This window comes from Mesorhizobium sp. ESP6-5 (assembly GCF_020164695.1).
GTDB lineage: Bacteria > Pseudomonadota > Alphaproteobacteria > Rhizobiales > Rhizobiaceae > Mesorhizobium > Mesorhizobium australicum.
In genome coordinates this window covers 24,076-41,612 of sequence record NZ_JAIUGR010000011.1, presented here as the reverse complement: position 1 = coordinate 41,612, position 17,537 = coordinate 24,076, and the positions used below count along the sequence as shown (strand labels likewise).

The window sequence follows — 17,537 nt, the reverse complement described above, 5'->3', positions numbered from 1 at the left end:
CTCGGAATGCAAATAAACGGCCTGAAGAATCAGAGCCCGTGCTATAAAAGCAGGGACGGCAAACTCCCGAGGAGGAGCGCGCATTGGCGCTGAAGAACAGACCGGTCCCGCGTGAGCCGTTGCTCGATGCCGATGTCCATTCGGAAGGGTTCCGGCAGACGCGCGAAGCGCGCCGCAGCGCGCTGGTCGAGGATTATGTCGAACTGATCGCCGACCTGATCGAGGACGGCAACGAGGCGCGCCAGGTCGACATCGCCGCGCGCCTCGGCGTCGCCCAACCGACGGTGGCCAAGATGCTGACGCGGCTATGCGCCGACGGGCTGGTGTCGCGAAAGCCCTATCGCGGCGTGTTCCTGACCGATGCCGGCCGCAAGGTCGCCGAGGAAAGCCGTATCCGCCACCAGACCGTCGAGGCCTTTCTGCGCTCGCTCGGCGTCAGCGCCGAGACGGCGCGCATCGATGCCGAGGGCATCGAACACCATGTCAGCGCCGAGACCCTGGAAGCGTTCCGCAAGGCGATGACGGCGCGCTGAAGCGCTTCATTGCCGCGTTTTCGACCATGTTAGCCGCTGGAACCGCCGGCGCTTATACGCGTTGCCCTCTCGTTGCGCGCCTATTGCGCGCCAGGGAGGAAGCAATGGGCATCGAGCAGGCACCGACCGCAAAAGGCAAGCAGGCAGCCACAGGATTGGAACAGGCGGCCGCCAGGGACGAGCGCAAGACCGAGGCCGAAACGGGACATCCGCTGAAGAAAGGCGCCGATCGTTTCGAGGAACGCTCGAAAAGCTCCGACGGCAAGAGCGCCGGCGCCAAGCAGAAAGAGTAAGCGGCAGCAGTTCTGGACCGATGCGGATGACCATCGAGTGGCGCCCGCCTGAACGCTTTGTCTTTCAGGGACATTCGATCGCCTGGGGCGTCATGGGGGAAGGACCGCCCGCCGTCGTTCTCCACGGCACGCCATTCTCCTCGGTCGAGTGGCGCCGCATCGCGCCATGGCTGACGAAGCAGCGACGCGTCCACTATTTCGACATGCTTGGCTATGGCTGGTCGGACAAGCCGGACGGCGATGTGTCGCGTGGCATGCAGAACGAGCTGTTCGCGGCGCTCTATGCCCACTGGAAGCTGGAACGGCCCGACGTGGTCGCGCATGATTTCGGCGGATCGACCGCTCTGCGCGGTCATCTGCTCAACGGTTTGGAGTTCCGCTCGCTGGTGCTGATCGATCCAGTGGCGATCAGCCCGCAAGGTTCGCCGCTGGTCCAGGCAGCCAGGCAGAACGAGAAGGTTTTTGCCGGGCTGCCCGCATATGTCCACGAAGCGATCTTGGGGGCCTACATCGATGGCGCGACGGACAATTCGTTGCGCACAGACGAGATGCAGGCCTATCTGCGTCCATGGCTTGGCGACGAGGGCCAGAAGGCGTTCTGGAGGCAAGTCGCGCAGATGGACGACAAGTACACGGAGGAAGTGGAGTGGCGATATGGCGAGATTCGCTGTCCGGTCACCATCCTGTGGGGCGAAAATGACGATTGGATCCCGGTAAAGGACGGCCGGGAGCTGGCGCGGCGCATTCCCGGCGCGACGTTTCAGACAGTCCCCGGCGCCAAGCATCTCGTCCAGGAAGACGCGCCGGAGGCGATCGCCGCAACGGTCCTCCAGTTTTGGCGGAGCCTGGAAGCCGGCTGGGGCGCTGGCAGTGTCTCAGTATGAAATTTGGTGGCGGACCCGCCCGTCTCGACCGGGGCCTCCAGCACATGACTGGCGCTCTTCCCCTGAGCTACGGGCCGCCAACCTGTTTATATCAAGCTACCCGCTTTTTGTAAGGGCCGCGATTGTCGACGTCGCGGGTGACGCCGAGCGCGGGGCCGAGCAAACGGCTGATCGACAGGCCGCCGCGCTCCAGCGCCTGCAGGGTGAGCGGATCGGTGACGGCGACGCTGGGATCGAGCGTCACCGCGCCGGCATTCGCAAGCCCGAGGCACGGCAACGCCACCGGCATCGACAGGAAACACCTGATCGTCCTCAAGCCTGGAACCCCTTCCAATGCCGGCGATGCGACAGGCCTTGCGGCGCTCCCGGCCAGTGTGGTGGAGCGGCCATGCGGCGCTGCCTGGCCACAAAAATGCTGTGACTTGGAGCAACCATTGCGATACTTGTTTGTTGGATTGAGCCGGCCCTGCCGGAGCAATGGGGAAGTTTGCAGCACGAGGAGTTGCCATGCTCTGGAGAGGCCGTCGTCAGAGTGACAATATCGAGGACGACCGCAGCGATGGCGGCGGCGGCGGGATCGGTGGTGGTGGCGGCCAGTTCCGCATTCCGATCGGTGGCCGCGCCGGTGGCGGCGGTAGCATATTCCTCGTCATCCTGGTGGTGCTGGCAGGATGGTATTTCGGCTTTGATCCCTCAACGATCCTGGGCGGTGGCGACGGCGGCCTGCTGCCGGGCGGCGGTGGCCAGATATCGGACAACAGCGGCGGCCAGGACAGCGCCGCAACGCCAGCCAATGACGAGATGAAGCAGTTCGTGGCGACCGTGCTCGCCGAGACGGAAGACACCTGGACCGGCATCTTCAAGTCGCAAGGCCTGACCTACGAGGACCCGAAGCTGGTGCTGTTTTCCGGCCAGGTCCGCTCCGCCTGCGGCTTTGCCTCGGCGGCGGCGGGACCGTTCTATTGTCCGGGCGACCACAAGGTCTATCTCGACATGACCTTCTTCCAGCAGCTCGACCAGCAGTTCGGCGCTTCCGGCGAGTTCGCCCGCGCCTATGTCATCGCGCATGAGGTCGGCCACCACGTGCAGAACCTCACCGGCATCATGGGGAAGTTCAACCAGATGCGGCAAGGCATGAGCGAAGCCGATGCCAACCAGCTGTCGGTGCGCATCGAGTTGCAGGCCGACTGCTTCGCCGGCGTGTGGGCGCATTACACCGGGCAGAAGGGCATATTGGAGCAGGGCGACTTCGAAAGCGCGCTGAACGCGGCCAAGCAGATTGGCGACGATACGCTGCAGAAGAAGATGCAGGGCTATGTCGTGCCGGAAAGCTTCAACCACGGCACCTCGCAGCAGCGGCAGACCTGGCTGACACGCGGATACAAGAGCGGCAAGCTTTCGGACTGCAACACGATGAGCGGCCCGCTCTAAGCAGCCGTTTTCGGACATGGACCTGGCGGCCAACGCGCCGTCAGGGAGTGTCAGGATCAAAGCTTCCTGCCTGTTCCCGCACTGTTCCTTTCCGCGGGCTCGCCTATAAGGTGCGTCCGCCCGCGCCCCCTAGGCGGCCAGAGGAGCTTGACCCATCATGATCGATCCCAAAACCGCCAAGCGGGGCCTTGCGCTGGTTTTCACCACGCTGCTGCTCGATATCATCGGCTTCGGCATGATCATGCCGGTGCTGCCGGCCTTTCTCAGGGAATTGACCGGCGTCGGCATCAGCGAAGCGGCGATCGAGGGCGGCTGGCTGTTCTTCGTCTATGCGGCCATGCAGTTCTTCTTCGCGCCCATCATGGGCGGCCTGAGCGACCGATTCGGGCGGCGGCCGATCCTGCTCGCCTCGGTGTTGACCTTCTCCATCGACAATTTGATCTGTGCCATCGCCTGGTCCTATCCGATGCTTTTCATCGGCCGCGTCCTGGCCGGCATTTCGGGCGCCAGCTATTCGACGACGTCGGCCTTCATCGCCGATATTTCGAACGACGAGAACCGGGCGAAGAATTTCGGCCTGCTCGGCATCGCCTTCGGCGTCGGCTTCGTCATCGGGCCGGTGCTGGGCGGATTGCTCGGTACGTTCGGGCCGCGCGTGCCGTTCTTTTTCGCCGCCGGGCTCGCCTTCGTGAACTTCCTCATCGCAATGTTCTTCCTGCCCGAAACGCTCGATGAAAAGCACCGCCGCCGCTTCGAGTGGAAACGCGCCAACCCGGTCGGCACGCTTCTGCAGATGCGCCAATATCAGGGCATCGGCTGGATTGGGCTGGTCTTCTTCCTGATGACGCTCGGCCACATGATGTATCCGGCGGTGTGGTCGTTCGTCTCCAACTACCGCTACGGCTGGAGCGAGCAGCAGATCGGCTTCTCGCTCGGCGCTTTCGGCCTGTGCGGCGCCATCGTCATGGGCACGGTGCTGCCGCGCGTCATCCCCAGGCTCGGCGAGTGGAGGACGGCGGTCATCGGCCTGACGTTCACCGCGGCCAGCGCCTTCGGCTATGCCTTCGCCTCGCAAGGCTGGATGGTCTACGCGGTGATCGTCGTCGGCTGCCTGGAAGCGCTGGCCGATCCGCCGCTGAGAAGCCTCGCCGCAGCCAAGGTTCCCCCTTCGGCACAAGGCGAATTGCAAGGCGCGATGACCTCGATCTTCTCGATCACCTCGATCGTCACGCCGCTGCTCTATACCGCGATCTTTTCCTGGTTCACCGGCCCCAGCGCGCCCGTCACCTTCGGCGGCGCGCCCTATCTGGTCGGTGCATGCTTCCTGGTGCTGGCGGTCATCGTCTTCGTCACCAAGGTGGCCAGGCCGGCGACGGTCATGACTGTCACGAACGATGTCGTGGAAGATGGAGCCCAGCTGTGAGCCGGAGGCAAGTGAGGGGTGGCGCGACGCGTCTCAGGCCCTTTCCGCCAGCAATTCCTCGCCGCGCTTTTCGCGAATGAGGTTGACGAAGCGGCGGAACAGGTAGTGCGAGTCCTGCGGGCCGGGGGAGGCCTCGGGGTGGTGCTGGACCGAGAATACCGGGCGGCCGGTCAACGCGATGCCGCAATTCGAGCCGTCGAACAGCGAGACATGGGTTTCCTCGACACCCGCGGGCAGCGAGTCGGCATCGACGGCAAAGCCGTGGTTCATCGAAACGATTTCGACCTTGCCGGTGGTGTGATCCTTGACCGGATGGTTGGCGCCGTGATGGCCCTGATGCATCTTGGCGGTTCTGCCGCCCAGCGCCAGCGCCAGCATCTGGTGGCCGAGGCAGATGCCGAACACCGGAATGTCGGTCTTGAGCAGGTCCTGGATGACCGGCACGGCATAGTCGCCGGTGGCTTCCGGGTCGCCGGGGCCGTTGGAGAGGAAGATGCCGTCGGGCCGCATGGCGAGGATTTCTTCCGAACCGGTGCTGGCCGGAACCACGGTCACCTTGGCGCCCAGACCGGCGAGCAGCCGCAATATGTTGCGCTTGACGCCGTAGTCGATGGCGACGACGTGCAGCGAAGGCTCGGCCTGTTCGCCAAAGCCTTCGTTCCACGCCCAAGGCGTCTCGCGCCAGACAGAAGACTGGCCCGACGTGACCTCCTTGGCGAGATCGAGCCCGATCAGGCCCGACCATGCGGCGGCACGCCGCTTCAGGTCGTCGAGGTCGAAGACGCCGTCGGGCGCGTGCGCGATGACGGCATTGGGCATGCCCTTTTCGCGGATCAGCGCGGTGAGCGCGCGGGTGTCGATGCCCGAGAGCGCGACGATGCCGCGCTTCTTCAGCCACTGGTCGAGATGGCCGGCGGCGCGGTAATTGGACGGGTTGGTGACATCGGCCTTGAACACGGCACCGACGGCGCCGGCACGAGCGGCCGGATTGAGGTCTTCGATGTCCTCGCCATTGGTGCCGATATTGCCGACATGCGGGAAGGTGAAGGTGACGATCTGGCCGGCATAGGACGGGTCGGTGAGGATTTCCTGGTAGCCGGTAAGTGCCGTGTTGAAGCAGACCTCGGCAACCGCCGAGCCGGTGGCGCCGAGGCCGCGACCCTCGATGACGGTGCCGTCGGCCAGCACCAGAAGGGCGGTCGGCTTTTCAGTGGCCCAGGCGGGCGTCATCTCGGCCATGGCGGCACTCCTATCAAGCCGCGCGCTTCCATAGCCCGGCGGGCGTTGGCGCGGCAAACGGCGCGAAGCGGCGAATTCGCGGTCTCCACGCACCCAAGCTTCAGTTCATGCAAGGCCCAGTACATAGGGGAAGGGGGCAGGGCGGTCAATGATCATGCGAAGGAGGGCCGCGATTTATTTCATTGAGGAATATCATAGGCTTGCCCTGGCATATCAGGGTTTGCGTTGGCCTGTCCCCGGCGCTATGGTCCGCGCCGACCGAAGGAGAGAGAGCAATGCGCGCGAAAATCGCCGAATCCCTGAAGACCGCGATGAAGGCGCAGGACAAGCACCGGCTGCCGACATTGCGGCTGATCCAGGCCGCCATCCACGACCGCGACATCGCCAATCGCGGTGCCGGCAAGGAACCCGCCAGCGATGAGGAAATCCTGCAGATCCTGGCCAAGATGGTGAAGCAGCGCGAGGAATCGGCCAAGGCGTTCGAGGACGGCAAGCGCCCGGAACTGGCCGCGCAGGAACGCGGCGAGATGGAGATCATCCGCGGCTTCCTGCCGACGCAGCTTGACGATGCCGCGGTCACGGCGGCGGCGCGCGAGGCGATAGCGGCGACCGGTGCGGCCAGCCAGAAGGACATGGGCAAGGTGATCGCGGCGCTGAAGCAGAAATATGCCGGCCAGATGGATTTCGGCAAGGCGAGCGGCATCGTCAAGGCGCTGCTGCAGTAGGGCTTTCTACTCTCGCATCGTCGGCTTCCAAAACGGCCACTCGACGCCAAGCTGCGCTGTTAGACCCGAGGCTCCAATGCGCGGCGCAATGCAGGTGCTTCCCGCTGGATATGGTCCCACAAGCGATTGGCGATCGGGCCGTGCGGCCGGTCGCGGCGGCGCGCCACCACCAATTCGTCGGTGCGGCCCGGCAGATGACTGCCGGCTATGGATAACAGCTGGGCGTCGCGCAGCTCTTCCGCGATCAGGAAGTGAGGCAGGTGGCCCCAGCCGAGCCCTTGCAGGATGAGTTCCTTCTTCACGGCCTGATCGGGGACCAGGCATCGCGGCGCGCCCTCGGCCACGAAATAGTCCTGTCGTGGCGAATGCAGGGCGGTGTCGCGCATCACGCACTGGGTGAATGCCTGCATCTTCTCCAGTGTGACCGGTTGTTCGACGCGCTTCGGCAGAAAGCCCGGCGCCACGACGGGAATGAACGACACCTTGCTGAGATCGATCCATTCCACCCGTACGTCGCCCTTGTCGATCCAGTGCAGGATGAGATCGGCTTTGTCGTCAAAAAGGCGTTCCCACGGGCCGCCGACGGCTTCGAAATGGAGATGCAGCCGCGTGCCGGGGCACTGGGCGAAGAACCGCCCAAGCATGCCCAGCACCTGCGGGCGCGGGCAGAGGTCGCCGATCACGACGTGGATATCGCTTTCCTCGCCCATCGAGAGCTGGGCGGCGTGGATGCTCAGGCCTTCCAGTTCGCGCAGCAGCGATTGCGCCCGTCGATGGAACGACAGCCCAGCTTCCGTCGCCCGCACGCGATAGCCGCCGCGATCCAGGAGGACGAGGTCGAGCTGTCGTTCGAGCCTGGCGACGGCGGCGAACACCGCCGGATGCGAGCGATGGAGCAGGGCCGCGGCCGGCTGAAAGCCGCCGCTGCGGATCACCGCGTCGAAGCACTGGAGGTCGTGCAAGGTGAATTCGGCCATGTCAGCTTTGATTACAGAGATTGTCCTATCTTTGTAATATCACCAAATCCCAGCCACAGCTACGCTTTGCCTCATTCAACGTTCCAAAAGGATTTAATCATGAGTGAGTTGAATTTCGTGACTGTCGGTGACGGCACGCGCATTGCCTACCAGCTCGACGGTGACGCTGGGCAACCGGTGCTGGTGCTGTCCAACTCCACCGCCACGACGCTGCACATGTGGGATGGCCAGATCGGCGAACTGTCCAGGCATTTCCGCGTTCTGCGCTACGATTTTCGCGGCCATGGCGGATCGAGCGTGCCGATCGGCGCCTATTCGCTCGACCGGCTTGGCCGCGACGTGATCGAACTCATCGATGCGCTCGGCCTTGGCCGGGTGCATTTCCTCGGCCTGTCGCTGGGCGGCTTCGTTGGGCAGTGGCTCGGCATCCACGCGCCCGAGCGGGTCGACCGGCTGATCCTGAGCAACACTTCATCTCACCTCTCGCCGGCAAGTTATTTCGACGAGCGGATCGCCGTCGTGCGGCAGGCGCCGGACATGTCGGAAACCGCCGAAGTGTTCCTCAACAACTGGTTCCCGGCCGGCATGGTGGCGGCCAACGAGCCCGTCATCGAGAAATTCCGCGCCATGTTGCTTGAGATCGACCGTCTGGGCCTGGCGGGTCTGTTCGCCGCGGTTCGCGACGCCGACCTTCGCCGCACGGTGGCCCTGATCGACCGGCCGACATTGGTAATCGCCGGCCAGCGTGACACGGTGACAGCGGCCAGCCACAGCGAACTGATCGCGGCAGCCGTGCCCGGGGCGAAGCTTGTCGTGCTGCCCGCGGTTCACCTGTCGAACGTGGAATACCCCACCGAGTTCATGCAGGCCGTGCTCGATTTCCTGCACTGAGCCGGAGCAGGGGGCCGTGGGTCCATGTCACGGCTCCTTGCACATCGGCAGTGGCTGCGGCGGCGCCGCCGGATGGTCCTTCTTGTACTGGGCAATGACCGGCTCGAGGGTTTTTCGCGGCCAGAATTTCGGCGTACCGATCTCCTTCAGGCAGGATGCGTTCCAGTAGGTGCCGGAAGCGGAATGGCCGTTTGCCACGGCGGCGATGTCGCGCGATTCCGGATAGATATAGAGCGTGGTGGGGTTGTCCTTCACCATCGAGATGAGCTGCCTGGCATCGGCCGGCGACCAGCTGGTGCAGCCATTGCTGCGGCCGCCGGCATAATCCACCAGCTTGCCGAACGGCACGAAGCCGTCATGGTCGGCATAGGAACTGCTCGGGCTCTTGCGCAGGCACATGCCGCGCAGCACCTGCGCCGCGTGGCCGCCGATCACGCGCTGCCTTGCGTTGGCGGCTTCGCCTTCGCCGTCGAACTGGATGAAGGTGCGCTGGAAAGCCACGTCCTGTTTGGCGCCGATGCGATAATAGCCCTTGAACGAGGTTTTCGCCTCGCGGGTCATGTACGGACCGCCGGCGGTCAGCTCCGAATCCATGGCATTGCCGAAATTCCTGGCGCAGCGCCTGCCATTGGAGAAATCCACCGTGCCTTTCAGGTTGCGGCCGCCGCCGTGCCCCGACGAAATCGCGCGAAACGACTGGCTGGCTTCGCATACGACATAGTAGCGGCGCCCGAGCACGCCATTGCCCAAATCGCCGGGACGGGTGGCGTCCATGGCGAAGTAGCAGGGGTTCCGGACGACGCCCTGGGCGACTTTTTTCAGGTAAAGCGCGCGCGCCCGCTCCAGCACCACTTGTGAAATCTGGCCATCGCCATCGCCGACATGGGCCTGCAGCCAGGCCGGAATGGCCGATGGCGCGGCAAAGGACCGGGCCGATGCCATCAAGGCCATGACGACGACGAGGAGACCGAGGAACGTAACGACACCCAACGGGACAGATCTCAACCGCACCGGACCCATTCTCCTGTCGAAGCCGTTTGTGATCCCCGCGGAATCACCCGAGGCGATCATAAAACGCGGCGCGCCGTCAGGCGAAACACATCTTGTTTAGCGCACCGGCAAGTAGGCGCGAAAAGACCAGGCCGACGCGCAACCATCCATAAACGGACATGCTGGGTCAAGGCTTGCGGCGGGAGCCTCCATATCTACGAACGGTAGTGGGTCAGTTTGAATTTGCCGAGTTGGTCGGCGTCGCGTGCCTCTCGGGCTAAAGCGTGAGAGGAACGCAGTTGTGAGAAGGCTACATAAGCCAACAACCCACAGGGCGATCAAGATTTTTGCATCTCTTTTTCGGTGAATGAAGAAGTAACTAAGATACCCTCCTTGCCGATCTATGAGAGGCCAGTCTTTGAGAACTATTCGACCAATAAAGATAAGAAATAGGATTATAGGTATGATGGTACTGAATCCAAACAGGTTTGTGAAAAACCCATTTGGGCCCACCACCTGTTGCATAATGCTGCTCCCCAATGCGCTGGTCCGGTACAGGCCTAAGCCCGCTTTTTATAGGACCGCGCACCACTGGCTCCTCGGCTTCCTTCGCCTCGATCAGCGCAACGATGTCCACGATCTCCCAAAGCTTGTCAGTGACGCCAGCATCGCAGGGGCCATGCGCAGAGAAGCATGGATGCGAACAAAATTGTAGTACATAAAGTGAAGTGCAACCGCGTTGGCGTGAGCTTCAACCTTCTTTGAGAAGCCGTTGGTCAGGCGCGTGAAGCGGCGCATGTGCATCCGCATTGTAAGGTTCTGGCGCTCCGCCAAAGACGTGGAGAGCCTGCGGTTTCGGATCGATTTGTAAGAGACCGTTTGGAAACTCCACGCCGGCGGCCATCTGATGGCGTTTTCTGCGCCTATCTATCGCCTTTCGGCCTGGTCGCGCAGCCAGTCGGCGAGCGATGCGCGATGGGTGCCGGCCCTGCCGGTGAATGCCTCGGCGGACAGCATGGAGTTCAGCACCGCCTCCTGCGTCGCTTCCGCCGCCGCCCGGAACAGGATGTCGATGCGTGCTTCGTTGAGCGCGAGCAGCGGCACCAGATCGCGGTTTTCATCGTGGTCGACCGGGTTGCCGGTGCTGAAGGCGATGGCGATGTCCCCGCTGCCATTGCCCCAGAAGGAGCCGAGCCTGGCGATGCCGGCGCCCGCACGGCGCGCCAGGCGCTCGAGCTGGCGGTGTTCGAGCGGCACATCGGTCGCCAGAACGATCATGATCGAGCCGCGTTCGGCCTCGGCCTGCCGCCTGGGGTCGGGCCGGCGCCCATCGGGCAGGACGAGGTCGCCGGCCCTGCCGAAATTCGACAGGACGAGAACGCCAAGATGATGTCCGCCGGCGAGCGCGATTTTCCTGGAGGCCGAGCCGACGCCGCCCTTGAAGCCGAAGCAGCTCATTCCCGTTCCGGCGCCGACATTGCCCTGTTCGAACGCGCCTTCTCGGGCATCCGCCAGCGCGGCAAGGGCATGCTGCTCTGATATCGCCATGGCCTGGATGTCGTTCAAGGGACCGTCATTGCATTCACCGACCACCGGATTGACCGTTCCGGTGGTGCGGCCGATATCGGGGTTCTGGCGGATGGCGTCGCGGATCAGCGCCGTGGCGCAGGTGCCGACCGAAAGCGTGTTGGTCAAGAGAATAGGCGTCTCGATGGTGCCGAGTTCCTTGACCTGCATCAGCCCGACGGTCTTGCCGAAGCCGTTGATGACATGGCTTGCCGCCATCACCTTGGTGCGGAACAGGTTTCCGCCATGCGGCAGGATCGCGGTCACGCCGGTGTTGATGTCGCCGTCGCGCAGCGTGCAGTGACCGACGCGCACGCCAGGCACGTCGGTGATCGCGTTGTGCGGGCCCGCCGGCAAGTTGCCGCAGGTCAGGCCGAAATCGGCGACAGTCCTTGCCATGTTATTCGGCGGCCGCCGGTACTGGCGGGCCGATGTCGCTGCGCCGTTCCCAGAGATGGGAGATGACAGCCACGATGACGGCGACCAGCATCGCAGAGGCGCCAACAAGCGACAGGCTGCGATAGCCGTAGCCGGCATTGAGCATGGCGGCGCCCAGCGATGCGGCCAGCGCGATGCCGATATTGAAGCCGGACGGGATGAGCGAGGCGGCGAGGTTCGAGGCGTCCGCCGTCCAAGCCAGGATCCGGGTCTGGATCGGCGTGCCGATGGCGAAGTTGAGGCCGCCCCAGACGATGATCGCGACGACCATCGGCACGGGATAGGGGCTGACGGCATAGATAATGGCCAGCGTCACTGCCTGCAGGGCAAGCATGGTGATCAGCGACGGCATCAGTTTCCAGTCGGACAGTTTGCCGCCCAGGAAGACGCCAAGCGTGGCGCCGACGCCGTTGAGCAGCAGCACCCAGGGCACCAGGTTTTCGTCGAGCCCGGTGACCTCCAGCAGCGTCGGGGTGATGTAGGTGAACAGGCAGAACTGGCCGAGCATCAGCATCAGCATCAGGATCAGCGAAGTCCAGACCTGCTGGCGCGCCAGGACGCGGACTTCGCTGGCAAGGCTCGCCGCCTTGGCCTGATATCCGGTGGTGCGCGGCAGCAAGGCGGCTATGGCGAGCGTTGCCGCCACGCCCAGCGCGCACATCACCCAGAAGGTCGCGCGCCAGCCCCAGATGTTGCCGATGGCGGTGCCGGCCGGCACGCCGATGACGTTGGAGACGGTGAGACCCGACAGGATGACGGCGACCGCCATGCCGCGCTGATCCTCGCGCACAAGGCCGACGGCGACCACCATGGCGACGCCGAAATAGGCGCCATGCGCGACAGCCACGGCAATGCGCAGCAACAGCATCGAGGCGAAGTCGGGTGCCAGCGCGCAGGCCGCCTGGCCGAGGGTGAAGACGACGGCGAGGCCAAGCAGCAAGGTCTTGCGCGGCAGGCTCTTGGTGGCGAGCGCCAGCAGCGGCCCGCCGATGGCGATGCCGCAGGCATAGCCGGAGACAAGGTAGCCGGCGGAAGGAACCGAAACGCCTAGCCCCTGCGCCACCTGCGGCAGCACGCCGGCGATGACGAATTCGGTGGTGCCGAAAGCGAAGGCGGCGATGAACAGGGCGATGAGCGGCAGCGACATGAAAAGGAACCCCCGAATGCAGGGCTCAAACCATGGATGGCCTTGGCAGGCAATCCAGAAATTTTTGTCGCCGGTTTAGGTTTTCTTGACGGGACCCATCGATCGCAAGCCCATCAGGTGACGGACTTGCGTCCGTAAGGAATCTTCAGCCATGCCCGCTCATGAAAATAATAGAGCAGCGACTTGGTGAAGACCTCCGTCACCCCGATGGCGGCCGCAAGCTTGATGCTTCCGGTCACCACCAGCGAGATGATCATCGTATCGATGGTGCCGGTCACGCGCCAGGAAAGCGCCTTGGCGAAACTGCGCGAATGGGTATCCATCGATTTCCTCCCGGTGGAAACGGATGCTTAGCCGACGGATGGCTGGATAAGCAAAGGCTAAATTTGGCGCTCTTTCCCGAATGATGGAAGCGGGTTCCAAATCGGTGCGATTGCAGGAAGCTTCCGCCGGTCAGCTCGCCTTCAGCCGCGATCCCGTGAGCAGGCCGCGCTCTTCCAGAACCGGGTAGGCCATCGAGGCCAGCAGCGAGTTGATCTGCTTCAGGTCGCGGATGGTGTCGAGGTGGATCGAGCTGGTTTCGACGCTTTTGGCGGTGCCTTCGCGCAGGCGCATAAAATGGCTGGCGCTGGTTTCCTTCTCGCGGTCGCGCAGCCGGTCCTTTTCCAGCACGAGCTGGCGCGCGGTTTCGGGATCGCGCGAGACAAGGACGTTGAAGGCGAGCCGGGCATTGGCCAACACCGAGCCATGGAAGGCGCACAATTCGCTCCAGCCTTCGTCGGTGAATTCCAGCCCGCGGTCGAATTTCTTCTTCACATGCACCAGCATGTTGCGCACGATGATGTCGCCGACCTGCTCGAGCTTGACGCAGGCGCCGATCAGCTCCTGGCAGCGCAGCGCCTCGTCTTCGGTCATCGGATTCCTGGTGACCTTGGCGAGGTAGAGCTTTATGGCCGCGTGCCTGCGGTCGACACGGTCGTCGAGGGCCGCCAGCGCCTTGATCTTGTCCGAGTCTGCGTCCTCGTAGAGTTCGATGATGCGCTTGAGCATGATCTCGACCGTCTCGCAGACACGCACCACCTCGCGTGTGGCGTTGGCCAGGGCCTGGCTCGGCACATCGATCGCGCTTTCGTTGAGCGCCGACAGTTCGACGACGTCGAGCGCAGCGGCCGGCGCCGGTTTGGCGCCGAGCGCCACGATCCTTTCGGAGGCTCGGTAGACCAGACCGGCCAGCGGCAGGCCGGCGAGCAGGATGACCACGTTGAACAGGATATGGGCGTTGACGATCTGATCGGCCGCCGTCGGGCCGAGGAAGGCAACATGCGGCCGGAAGATCATGAACAGGATCAGCATGACCAGCGAACCCAGCCCGCGCATCAAGAGGTTGCCGACCGGCACGACACGCACTTCGGGACTGGCCGAGCGTGTCAGCATCGGCGCGATCAGCGACGAACCGAGATTGACGCCGAGGATGAGGACAAGGCCGAGTTCAGGGCTGATCAGCCCACGGCCGGCCAGCGTCGCCATCAACAGCACCGCCGCGATGCTCGACTGGAACAGCCAGGTGATCATTGCCGCCAGCAGGTACGCGGTGATGGAATCGGTGGAGAAGTAATTGAGGATGACCGGCAGCAGCTGGCTGTTGCGCAGCGGCTCGGACGCTTGGCCGATCATTTCGAGGGACAGGATCAGGAGGCCGATGCCGACCAGGATGCGGCCGGTCTGGCGCCAGTCGCGCCGCTCCGTGGCCATGAACATCACCGTGCCGGCAATCAGGCAGAGCGGCACCAACAGCGTGAGGTCGAAGGTCAGAAGCTTGACCACCAGAGCCGAGCCGATCTCGGCGCCACGCACGGCCAACTGACCGGCGGCGCCCGAGACGATGCCTGAACCGGCGAAGGAGCCGACCAGCAAGGTGACGGCGGTGGAGCTTTGCAGCGCGATCGCAAGGCCGGTGCCGGCCAGCACTGCCATGATCGGATTGCGCATGGTGGCGCGCAGGCGATGACGCAGCACGTCACCATAGGCCCGCTCGACGCCGGTCTTGACCATGCGGGTGGCAAACAGCATCAGCGCCACCGCGCCGGCCAGATGCAGGAGGACGACCGAGCCGCTCATCGCGGCGCCCGCATGCCGGCATGGCGCGCGCGGTGGGCAGCATGGCGACCGGTGGTTAAAGCGAAGGTACGAATCATGGTCATGGCAGCCTTGGAATATAGCCGGAATATTTTAGCCGGATAATAAAAATTTGTCGATTTCAAGGGCTCGCCGCGAGGCGACGGCCGGTGTCGGAAAATGGACGGGTCCGCAAATGGTTGCACGGGCTTGAGCCGTGGGTCGGCCGGACCTGCGAGGGTGTTGGCGCCGCTGCTTGCGCTTATGTTCAAATCTTCGGGATAAACAGCGAGATTCATTACACAATTGTAATGCTGGCGTTCAGTTTTGGTTCATCCCCTGGCCGCTATTCCTCTGGCATTGACAACCAAGGAGACTTCCGATGAAACGCATTGTTCTTTCCGCTCTGGCTTTCTCGATGCTGGCCGCCACCTTACTCACCGGCCAGGCAGCGCCGATGAATGCTCCGGTCGCGCCACAGTCGAACTACACCAAGGTCGACTGGCAGAGGCCCGGCGACCACCGGGATATGAAAAAGCGTGTGTTCAAGAAGAAGGTCGTGGTGAAGCGGAACAACTGGCGCAATGGCCAGAAATATTCCGGCTGGAGGCAGCACCGGCCGATCCGCGACTATGGCCGCTACGGCCTGCACCGTCCCGGCCGCGGCCAGGAATGGATCCGCGTCGGCAACGACTATGTGCTGGTCGGCATCCTCTCCGGCGTCATCTTCGGCGCGCTTGCCGCGCAGTAAGTTCCGACTGGTGCCGGACTGAAAAAGAAAGGCGGTCCGCAATGGCCGCCTTTCTATCTGGCCTGTGGAAACCGGGCATCGTCCGCATTAGGGGTCGTCTGAAATCGCGGGCATGATTATATGGTGGGGAAACGAGTTCCCTAATGCGCTTTCCACCCGCCTTTCTCGACGAGATCCGCGACCGCGTGCCGATTTCATCGGTTATCGGCCTGCGCGTCGCGTGGGATCGCAAGAAGACCAATGCCTCGCGTGGCGATTATTGGGCGTGCTGCCCGTTTCATGGCGAAAAGAGCCCGTCTTTCCACTGCGAGGACAAGAAGGGGCGTTACCACTGTTTCGGCTGCTCGGTCTCGGGCGACCATTTCAAGTTCCTCACCGAACTCGAGGGATTGAGCTTTCCCGAGGCCGTCGAGAAGATCGCCGACATGGCCGGCGTGCCGATGCCGGTTCGCGATGCGCAGGAAGAACGGCGCGAGAAGGAACGCGCCAGCCTGACCGACGTCATGGAAATGGCGACCGTCTTCTTCCAGGAGCGCCTGCAAGGGCCTGAAGGCGCCAAAGCCCGCGCCTATCTGCGCGACCGTGGGCTGACGCCGGCGACGCAGCAGTCGTTCCGGCTCGGCTTCGCGCCCGACAGCCGCAATGCGCTGAAGGAACATCTGGCGGCCAAGGGCGTGCCGAAGGCCGATATCGAGGCCTGCGGGCTGGTGCGCCATGGCGACGACATCCCGGTCTCCTATGACTGGTTCCGCGACCGCATCATGTTTCCGATCCCGGATTCGCGCGGCAAGATCATCGCCTTCGGTGGCCGCGCGCTGGCGCCCGACGCGCTCGCCAAATACATGAACTCGCCCGACACCGAGCTCTTCCACAAGGGCAATGTCCTCTACAATTTCGCCCGCGCCCGCAAGGCATTGGCGAAAGGCGGTACGGTCATCGCCGTCGAGGGCTACATGGACGTGATCGCGTTGGCGCAGGCCGGCTTCGACAATGTCGTGGCGCCGCTCGGCACCGCGCTTACCGAAAACCAGCTCGAATTGTTGTGGCGCATGGCGCCGGAGCCGATGCTGTGCTTCGACGGCGACAAGGCCGGGCTGAAGGCGGCGTGGCGGGCCGCCGACATGGCGCTTCCGTCGGTACAGGCCGGACGCTCGGCGCGCTTCGCGCTGCTGCCGGAAGGCAAGGATCCCGACGACCTGGTCAAGGCCGAGGGGCCGGATGCCTTCCGCGCCGTGCTGGCCGATGCGCGGCCGCTGGTCGACCTCCTGTGGATGCGGGAGACTGCGGGCGGTGTCTTCGACACACCGGAGCGGCGGGCGGAATTGGGACAGACGCTGCGGGAACTCAGCAGCCGCATCCGCGACGAAAGCACGCGCTACCACTACCAGCAGGAAATGCGCGAACGGGTGCAGAGCTTCTTCGGCTCCCAGCGCAATGCGCGCCAAGGCCGCCAGGACTGGAAACCGGGGCAGGGCAAGGCAGCCGCACCCGGTGGCCAATTCGCCAAGCCTGGCGGCGGCCGCATGGCGATCACCGAAAGCCTCGGCCAGTCGGCGCTGGTCAAGCGCGGCAGCGAAGGGATGTCGGTGCGCGAGGCGACGATCATCGTCGCCTTGATCAACCATCCGGCGCTGATCGACGAGAACTTCGCTCATGTCGAGTTCCTCGATCTCGCCAATTCCGATCTGACCCGGCTGCATGCCGCCATCCTCGACGCGATGGCGCATGACATGGCCAACGACCGCCACGCCGTGGTGGCGACGATCGAGCGCGCCGGCTGCGCCGAGATCTGGGAGCGCGCCGTCGGCCTGATCAAGCGGGCGCGGCAATGGCCGGCGCTGGAGACGGCGGCGCTCGAGGACGCCCGCGACGCCCTGAACCAGGCGTTGCACTTGCAGCGCAGCGCGCGCACCTTACATAAGGAACTGAAACAGGCGGAAGCGGCGCTCGAGGCGGATCCTTCGGACGAAAATTTCCGCCATCTGATCGAAATTCAGGCGCAGTTTCAGGATGTACAAGCGACGGAAGCGCTGATCGAAGGATTTGGCGTTTCGTCGGGCAGGGCTGGGCGAGCCTAAGTGCAGCTGAGTGCAGGAATGAAGGCGCGGCCGCGCTTCCCTTGGGGGCGCGGTGC

17 protein-coding genes and 1 pseudogene are annotated in these 17,537 nt (G+C 63.9%); 9 read left to right on the top strand and 9 right to left on the bottom strand.

Annotated features, from left to right (window positions below; all coding sequences use genetic code 11):
- Positions 1-83: 83 nt before the first annotated feature.
- The 3 genes from mntR (at position 84) to LB524_RS18900 (ending at position 1,710) form a co-directional block, all read left to right on the top strand.
- Positions 84-533, top strand: coding sequence for a manganese-binding transcriptional regulator MntR (gene mntR, locus LB524_RS18910; RefSeq protein WP_015316200.1), 450 nt, complete (start codon positions 84-86; stop codon positions 531-533).
- 104 nt (positions 534-637) lie between these two features.
- Positions 638-826 carry a hypothetical protein gene (locus LB524_RS18905; RefSeq protein ID WP_015316201.1) on the top strand — a complete coding sequence of 63 codons (189 nt, stop codon included), beginning with the start codon at positions 638-640 and terminating at the stop codon, positions 824-826.
- Between the two features lie 26 nt (positions 827-852).
- Entirely contained in the window at positions 853-1,710 is an 858-nt protein-coding gene (locus LB524_RS18900) for an alpha/beta fold hydrolase (RefSeq protein WP_224529210.1), read from the top strand.
- Between the two features lie 91 nt (positions 1,711-1,801).
- On the opposite strand, the gene LB524_RS18895 is transcribed toward LB524_RS18900, so the two are convergent.
- Positions 1,802-2,026 (bottom strand): hypothetical protein, encoded by a 225-nt coding sequence (locus LB524_RS18895; RefSeq protein WP_224529208.1) that lies wholly within the window; start codon positions 2,024-2,026, stop codon positions 1,802-1,804.
- A 191-nt stretch (positions 2,027-2,217) separates the two neighbouring features.
- On the opposite strand from LB524_RS18895, the gene LB524_RS18890 reads away from it, so the two are divergent.
- Positions 2,218-3,141, top strand: a complete 924-nt coding sequence (locus tag LB524_RS18890) for a neutral zinc metallopeptidase (protein WP_140721869.1) — start codon at positions 2,218-2,220, stop codon at positions 3,139-3,141.
- A gap of 157 nt (positions 3,142-3,298) precedes the next feature.
- A complete protein-coding gene (locus tag LB524_RS18885) occupies positions 3,299-4,564 on the top strand; it encodes a TCR/Tet family MFS transporter (RefSeq protein ID WP_224529206.1) in 1,266 nt (421 codons plus the stop codon).
- A gap of 33 nt (positions 4,565-4,597) precedes the next feature.
- On the opposite strand, the gene carA is transcribed toward LB524_RS18885, so the two are convergent.
- A complete protein-coding gene (carA, locus tag LB524_RS18880) occupies positions 4,598-5,803 on the bottom strand; it encodes a glutamine-hydrolyzing carbamoyl-phosphate synthase small subunit (RefSeq protein ID WP_224529203.1) in 1,206 nt (401 codons plus the stop codon).
- Positions 5,804-6,078: 275 nt separating this feature from the next.
- Here carA and LB524_RS18875 point away from each other — a divergent pair, with 275 nt between their 5' ends.
- A complete protein-coding gene (locus tag LB524_RS18875; protein WP_015316206.1) occupies positions 6,079-6,528 on the top strand; it encodes a GatB/YqeY domain-containing protein in 450 nt (149 codons plus the stop codon).
- Between the two features lie 59 nt (positions 6,529-6,587).
- On the opposite strand, the gene LB524_RS18870 is transcribed toward LB524_RS18875, so the two are convergent.
- Positions 6,588-7,505, bottom strand: a complete 918-nt coding sequence (locus tag LB524_RS18870; protein WP_224529200.1) for a LysR family transcriptional regulator — start codon at positions 7,503-7,505, stop codon at positions 6,588-6,590.
- A 99-nt stretch (positions 7,506-7,604) separates the two neighbouring features.
- Between LB524_RS18870 and LB524_RS18865 the strand changes: the two genes are divergently transcribed.
- Complete coding sequence (locus LB524_RS18865; protein ID WP_224529189.1) at positions 7,605-8,396, top strand: alpha/beta fold hydrolase; 792 nt, start codon at positions 7,605-7,607, stop codon at positions 8,394-8,396.
- A gap of 27 nt (positions 8,397-8,423) precedes the next feature.
- Here LB524_RS18865 and LB524_RS18860 read toward each other — a convergent pair whose 3' ends face one another.
- The 6 genes and pseudogenes from LB524_RS18860 to LB524_RS18835 form a co-directional block, all read right to left on the bottom strand.
- Positions 8,424-9,407, bottom strand: a complete 984-nt coding sequence (locus LB524_RS18860) for a murein L,D-transpeptidase catalytic domain family protein (protein ID WP_224529186.1) — start codon at positions 9,405-9,407, stop codon at positions 8,424-8,426.
- 597 nt (positions 9,408-10,004) lie between these two features.
- Positions 10,005-10,232 (bottom strand): annotated as a pseudogene (locus tag LB524_RS29120) (IS1 family transposase); the annotation flags it as partial.
- 81 nt (positions 10,233-10,313) lie between these two features.
- Positions 10,314-11,351, bottom strand: coding sequence for a P1 family peptidase (locus tag LB524_RS18850; protein ID WP_224529183.1), 1,038 nt, complete (start codon positions 11,349-11,351; stop codon positions 10,314-10,316).
- Between the two features lies 1 nt (position 11,352).
- On the bottom strand, positions 11,353-12,537 hold the full coding sequence (locus LB524_RS18845) for an MFS transporter (RefSeq protein ID WP_224529179.1): 1,185 nt from the start codon (positions 12,535-12,537) through the stop codon (positions 11,353-11,355).
- Between the two features lie 113 nt (positions 12,538-12,650).
- Positions 12,651-12,860, bottom strand: a complete 210-nt coding sequence (locus LB524_RS18840) for a DUF2061 domain-containing protein (protein ID WP_015316213.1) — start codon at positions 12,858-12,860, stop codon at positions 12,651-12,653.
- 130 nt (positions 12,861-12,990) lie between these two features.
- Positions 12,991-14,655 carry a Na/Pi cotransporter family protein gene (locus LB524_RS18835; RefSeq protein WP_140665049.1) on the bottom strand — a complete coding sequence of 555 codons (1,665 nt, stop codon included), beginning with the start codon at positions 14,653-14,655 and terminating at the stop codon, positions 12,991-12,993.
- 379 nt (positions 14,656-15,034) lie between these two features.
- Between LB524_RS18835 and LB524_RS18830 the strand changes: the two genes are divergently transcribed.
- Positions 15,035-15,403 (top strand): RcnB family protein, encoded by a 369-nt coding sequence (locus LB524_RS18830; protein ID WP_224529177.1) that lies wholly within the window; start codon positions 15,035-15,037, stop codon positions 15,401-15,403.
- 143 nt (positions 15,404-15,546) lie between these two features.
- Positions 15,547-17,481: a DNA primase gene (gene dnaG, locus LB524_RS18825; RefSeq protein WP_224529174.1), complete on the top strand. Its 1,935-nt coding sequence runs from the start codon at positions 15,547-15,549 to the stop codon at positions 17,479-17,481.
- Positions 17,482-17,537: the final 56 nt, after the last annotated feature.